Here is a 4,859-nt window from a genome sequence, read left to right as displayed (position 1 = left end):
GAGGCGGAAGTCGGCTGGCCATTCGCCTTCGGCGATGAGCCGACGGAAGGCCGCGGCGACCAGCAGGTAGGGGGGTCCGGTCCTGTCGGCGGCCATGAGTCTCCCTTGCCTGTCGCGGTACTGACCGAGCATCAGCGCATTTCGGTGGGCGCCTACCGCACCGTGCCCCGGCAGTGCTCACCGTTTGACAATCTAGTTCACTAGCTCAAAGCTAGTGACTAGCTGTACGTTGCGTAGTTCATCAACTGGCCGACGAGAGACGGGCCATGGACAACGAACCCTTAACCCCCGCCGCAGCAGCGGCCATAGCAGCCCTCACCGACCTCACCGGCACCACGCCCGCCACCGAACTCACCGCCGGCGCCCTGACCATCCGCGCCAACACCGCAGGCATCCCCGCCCAGCACTGGCCGCGCCTCGTCGCAGTCCTGGAAACCGGCACCTCCTACGGCATGACCACCACCGCAGCCGGCACCCGTACGGTCTGGCTCCGCATCGAGCTGGGAGAGACGCCCCGCCCATGAGCACCCCGATCGGCATCCCCTTCGCCAAAGGCCACGGCACCGGCAACGACTTCCTGATCCTGGAAGACCCCGACGGCCTCCTCGACCTCACCCCCGCCCACACCATCCGCCTGTGCGACCGCCGCAAGGGCATAGGGGCCGATGGCCTGCTGCGCCTGGTCCGCTGCACCGCCTCCCCGGAGGCCTTCGCAGTGGCCGGCCGCGCGGAGTGGTTCATGGACTACCGCAACGCGGACGGATCCCTCGGAGCGATGTGCGGAAACGGCGCCCGCGTCCTGGCCCGCTACCTCACCGCCACCGGGCGACACCCCGGCGGCACCCTCACCCTCGCCACCCGCGCAGGCCTGCGCGAGCTCCACATCCCCGCCGGCGCCGCCCCTGACCAGGGCGACGTCAGCGTGGCGATGGGAGTCCCGCTCCTGCCCGGCCCGGAACACATCACCGTCGCCGTCGGCGTCCGGCACTGGCCCGCCCTCCACGTCGACGTCGGCAACCCCCACGCCGTGGTCTTCGTGGACGACCTGGACCACGCCGGCACCCTTGCCGCCGCCCCGGACGTCAGCCCGGCATCCGCCTACCCGCACGGCGTGACCGTGGAGTTCGTCCGCGACCTCGGCTCCCGCCACCTGGTCCTGCGCGTCCACGAACGCGGCGTCGGAGAAACCCCCTCCTGTGGTACGGGCGCCTGCGCCGCGGTCGCGGCCGCACTCCACCGGGCACTCCGCCCCGCCGGCTTCGTCCAGTACACGGTCGACGCGCCCGGCGGCCGCCTCCTGGTCGACGTCGCCGCCGACGGCACCATGACCCTGACCGGCCCCGCCCACCTCACCACCCGCGGAACGGTCCGCCTCAACACGGCCTGGACTCCACCGGCCCGAAACGGCGAACGCGGCCTCCAACAGCCCCACGGGGTCCCCACACCCGCCCTGCTGGCCCGAGCGGAACGAGGTCTCGAACACCTCACCGACCTCCACACCGGGCTCCAGCCCCGCAGAGCCACCTGACCCCCGCAACCGGTGGCCCTACCGCACATGCCGAAAGCCCCTGGCAGCAGCCAGGGGCTTTCGGCTGCCCCGGCATGCCGACCGGAGCCGATACCGGGCACAGTGACGCTTGCGCCCGACATCGGTTGAAACCGTATGCGAAAGACGATCTATGCACTCACCGCGGCGGCCCTCGTGTTCGCCGCCGCGCCCGCCCACGCCGACGCGAAGGCCAGCGACGGCCGCGTCGGCCTGTCGGTCCGGGGCAAAGGCCTGCGCGTGACCAGCGCTGGCGCGCACATGGACGGCCACGGCACGGGCGTCCGCGCCCGCCTGATCACGTACACGCCGAAGGGCTACCGGTCCGAGCTGACCGGCTGGAAAGACGCCACCCCGGTGAGCGCGGCCCTCACCAGGATGTCGATGGTCAGCTGGAAGTGGGCAGGCAAGGGCCGGGCCTTCGAGCACGGAACGAAGCTGTGCGTCGAGTTCAACATCGTGGCGGGGGAGCCGTGCGCGGTGATCCACCGCTAGGCCACCCCATCAGGACCCGCCTCGTCCACCTGCCCGTGGGCGAGGATCGGCAGGAGGGCCTCGGCGGCGTCGCACACCGTGCAGGCCGTCGCGCCGGGCCGCGCGAGGACGTCGAGTGCCTGCATGGTGCCCAGCGGGTGCGCGCGCTCCGTGGCGGCCGTGCAGCCCTCGGCGTGAACCATGACGGGCCGGCCGTGCGTGCGGGCATCGAGACGCCACGACCACCGGACCGGCCCCGACGTGGTGCGCGTGCGCGGGCGGGCCGGGATGCCGCCCAGGTCGACACCGGACAGCGGGCGCAGCTGCTCGGCGGTGACCCACGTGCTGTACTCGGCCGGCTCCACCCCGCCCCCCATGGCCGTCTGTCACAGGGGAACGCCGATGCGGTACATCCACAGCCCGGAGTCGAGCTGCTCGCGCTCGTAGAGCCGTACCCGCTCGATGGTCTGCCCGTCGGGCAGGACCAGGGTGATCGGGGCCGACGGAGACGGATCCGACACGGTCAGGGGCGGGGCGACTGATCGCCCCGCGTCTGCCGGCAGGGAACGCACAGCGGTGACGCGGGCGCGCCGTACCGCGCGCAGGGAGAGCCGCACCGGGCACACGGCCCGGTCTGGCTGGGCGCCCAGGTCACGACCTGCGGGCGCGGTGGGGCGGGGGGCTGCTCGCTCACACACCTAGTAGAGCATGTGTTCGATTATCTCGGCGAGTGCCACGCTCCCGTCGGGGTGGCACAGCGCCCTTCGGCGGGCTGGGCGTGCCCGCAGTCGCTTCCACCAGGTGTCGCCGATCCTGGAAGAGGGGTGGCCCGGGATCCGATGAGGGAGGTCTCGTGACGATCAGGCCGCCGGTGGAGCCGATGCTGGCGCAGGCCGCGGAGGCGGAGGCGGTGCCGGGCCCGGGTGCGCTGCGGGCGGGGGTGGCGTACGAGCAGAAGCTGGACGGTCACCGGGCGATCCTCTTTACCGCAGCCAGCCCCGGTGGCCGGGTGGTGGTGCAGACCCGCCGTGGGGCGCTGGTGCAGGACCGGTGGCCGGACCTGGTGGCGGCCGCGGAGGCACAGTTGCCGTACGGCCTGGTCCTCGACGGCGAACTCGTCGTCTGGGACACCGAAGAGGGCCAGCTGTCCTTCGAGGCATTGCAGCGCCGGGCGGCCGCCCGCGCCCGCGGAGCCCGGGCCCTGGCGGCCCGGTGGCCGGCCTACTTCGTCGCCTTCGACCTCTTGCAGCAGGACGGCCAGGAGCTCCTCGCCCGCCCGTACGCCGAGCGCCGCGCCCTGCTGGAGAACCTGTTCACCGACCATGCCCTGACGGCCCCGTGGACGCTCTGCCCGATGACGACGGACCTGGCCAAGGCGCGCGAATGGCTGGAGTCCTGGACAGACGTGTCCGGGGTGGAGGGGATCTTGCAGCCAGGGTTTGGCATTGACCGATTGACCGCTATGTTGCCGTGTCCACGGTCAGTCAATTCCCCACCGTCTCACGCCCAGCCGCCGTACGGTCAGGTCGACCGACGGGGTTCAGAGTGGACGTCAGTCGAGACGCGCGTCGAGTTCAGGTCGATGCGGTGCGTGCGCGAATGCGGAGCGCGGTCCGCAGTCCCTGCTTGGCGGCGGTTGCCACGAGGCCGCCGAGAGTGGTTCTGGCGAGGTCGTGGGCGGCGAGGTGTTCCAGTGCTGGCAGGGCCCGTTCGTCGGCGGTGGAGCCGAGAGCGCGGCAGGCCAGTGCTCGGAGGTCCGGGTCGGGATGGGTGGTGAGGGCGATCAGGTTGTCCACCACCGGCGGGCCGAAGGCAGCGATGGCTGAGGCGAGATGGCTGGCCTTCGGGTTCCGGCGTTCCATCATGGTCTGCCAGAGCGCAGCGAGTGCCTGGTCGCCGCCGATTTGGCCGAGCGCCTGGGCGGCTCTGCTGCGTACCCACGTGGTCTCGTCGTTCAGCCGGGCTGTCAGGGCGGGTATGGCGGTGTGTTCCTCAAGGAGGCCGAGTGCCTCGCAGGCAGCCTCGCGGACCATCGGATCGGGATGCTCCAGCAGGGCGGTGATCAGCGGAACGGCCCGGCGGAAGCCGAGTTCGGCACAGGCGAGCGCCGACCACCGCACCCCGCGGTGCCCGGTGTCGGCGAGCGCGCGCAGTAGGCCCGGTTCGACGCTCGCGTCGCCGAACAGGGCGATCCGGTTGAGTGCCTTGGTCCAGACGGTGACATCCTGCGTCCGGTGGTCGGAGGCGACCTCGGACAGGGCCGCCCGGGCCTGTGGATGGCCGAGCTCGGCCCACTCCAGCAGGGCGTCGATCGCCTGCAGTCGGATCGTGCAGATCCCGCTGCTCAGTTCGGCGGCGTGGACGGTGACTAGGGATGTCGGCCCGTCCGGCAGGTGGCCGAGTGCGGCCCCGAGCGGGCCGGCGAGGGGTGGTTCGAGCTCGCTCAGCCGCAGGGCCAGTGGGCCGATTCGGGTGCCGACGTCCGCGTCGTAGTGGCCGTCGCCCCGAAGGTTCGCGGCCAGCTTGGCGACCGTACGGAACAGCAGCCATGCGCGGTCCGATGGGGAATCAGCGAGGGCGTCGAGTCGGCCGGACATCGCCGCGGAGACCGCGGTCGGCGGGCGACCGGTCGCCTCCAGGACCGCCTCCACCCAGGCGAGTGGATCGCCCTGACGCTCGTAGAGCTGGCGACCCCACAGGCAGAGGACGGCGTCACGGTGGTCGGTCATCCCAGGATCGTTCCAGCAGGGACACCGACAGCCAACGGGTTTTCCTCGCGGTCGGTCGGATACCAGATCATGTCGGCATTACTCCGGCGGTGTCAGCGTCCCCCTAAGGC

General features: G+C 71.7%; 6 protein-coding genes and 1 pseudogene. 4 read left to right on the top strand and 3 right to left on the bottom strand.

Annotation, left to right across the window (positions count from 1 at the left end):
• The first annotated feature begins 266 nt into the window (after positions 1-266).
• From ACFW48_RS38330 to ACFW48_RS38320, 3 genes are all read left to right on the top strand, one after another.
• The gene (locus tag ACFW48_RS38330) at positions 267-524 is read left to right on the top strand and encodes a hypothetical protein (RefSeq protein ID WP_386323250.1); all 258 of its coding nucleotides are present in this window, start codon (positions 267-269) and stop codon (positions 522-524) included.
• On the top strand, positions 521-1,528 hold the full coding sequence (gene dapF, locus ACFW48_RS38325) for a diaminopimelate epimerase (RefSeq protein WP_386323248.1): 1,008 nt from the start codon (positions 521-523) through the stop codon (positions 1,526-1,528). The genes ACFW48_RS38330 and dapF overlap by 4 nt, the downstream gene beginning before the upstream one ends.
• A gap of 135 nt (positions 1,529-1,663) precedes the next feature.
• Entirely contained in the window at positions 1,664-2,041 is a 378-nt protein-coding gene (locus tag ACFW48_RS38320; protein WP_386323246.1) for a hypothetical protein, read from the top strand.
• Here the strand turns inward: ACFW48_RS38320 and ACFW48_RS38315 are convergent.
• Complete coding sequence (locus tag ACFW48_RS38315; RefSeq protein ID WP_386323244.1) at positions 2,038-2,385, bottom strand: DUF6233 domain-containing protein; 348 nt, start codon at positions 2,383-2,385, stop codon at positions 2,038-2,040. The two genes, ACFW48_RS38320 and ACFW48_RS38315, sit on opposite strands and share 4 nt — an antisense overlap.
• Before the next feature lie 21 nt (positions 2,386-2,406).
• A complete protein-coding gene (locus ACFW48_RS38310; RefSeq protein ID WP_386323242.1) occupies positions 2,407-2,541 on the bottom strand; it encodes a hypothetical protein in 135 nt (44 codons plus the stop codon).
• Positions 2,542-2,900: 359 nt separating this feature from the next.
• On the opposite strand from ACFW48_RS38310, the pseudogene ACFW48_RS38305 reads away from it, so the two are divergent.
• Positions 2,901-3,386 (top strand): annotated as a pseudogene (locus tag ACFW48_RS38305) (ATP-dependent DNA ligase); the annotation flags it as partial.
• 208 nt (positions 3,387-3,594) lie between these two features.
• On the opposite strand, the gene ACFW48_RS38300 reads toward ACFW48_RS38305, so the two are convergent.
• On the bottom strand, positions 3,595-4,749 hold the full coding sequence (locus tag ACFW48_RS38300; protein WP_386323240.1) for a HEAT repeat domain-containing protein: 1,155 nt from the start codon (positions 4,747-4,749) through the stop codon (positions 3,595-3,597).
• Positions 4,750-4,859 lie beyond the last annotated feature (110 nt).

The sequence above is a fragment of the Streptomyces sp. NPDC058812 genome (assembly GCF_042744565.1).
Lineage (GTDB): Bacteria > Actinomycetota > Actinomycetes > Streptomycetales > Streptomycetaceae > Streptomyces > Streptomyces thinghirensis.
The sequence above is the reverse complement of the archived record's forward strand: the minus strand, read 5'-3'. Positions and strand labels throughout refer to the sequence as shown.

Bases quoted from the DNA above. Each gene is read 5' to 3' on its own strand.
- ACFW48_RS38330 (WP_386323250.1), top strand. From the start codon at position 267: ATGGACAACGAACCCTTAACCCCCGCCGCAGCAGCGGCCATAGCAGCC.
- dapF (WP_386323248.1), top strand. From the start codon at position 521: ATGAGCACCCCGATCGGCATCCCCTTCGCCAAAGGCCACGGCACCGGC.
- ACFW48_RS38320 (WP_386323246.1), top strand. From the start codon at position 1,664: ATGCGAAAGACGATCTATGCACTCACCGCGGCGGCCCTCGTGTTCGCC.
- ACFW48_RS38300 (WP_386323240.1), bottom strand. From the start codon at position 4,749: ATGACCGACCACCGTGACGCCGTCCTCTGCCTGTGGGGTCGCCAGCTC.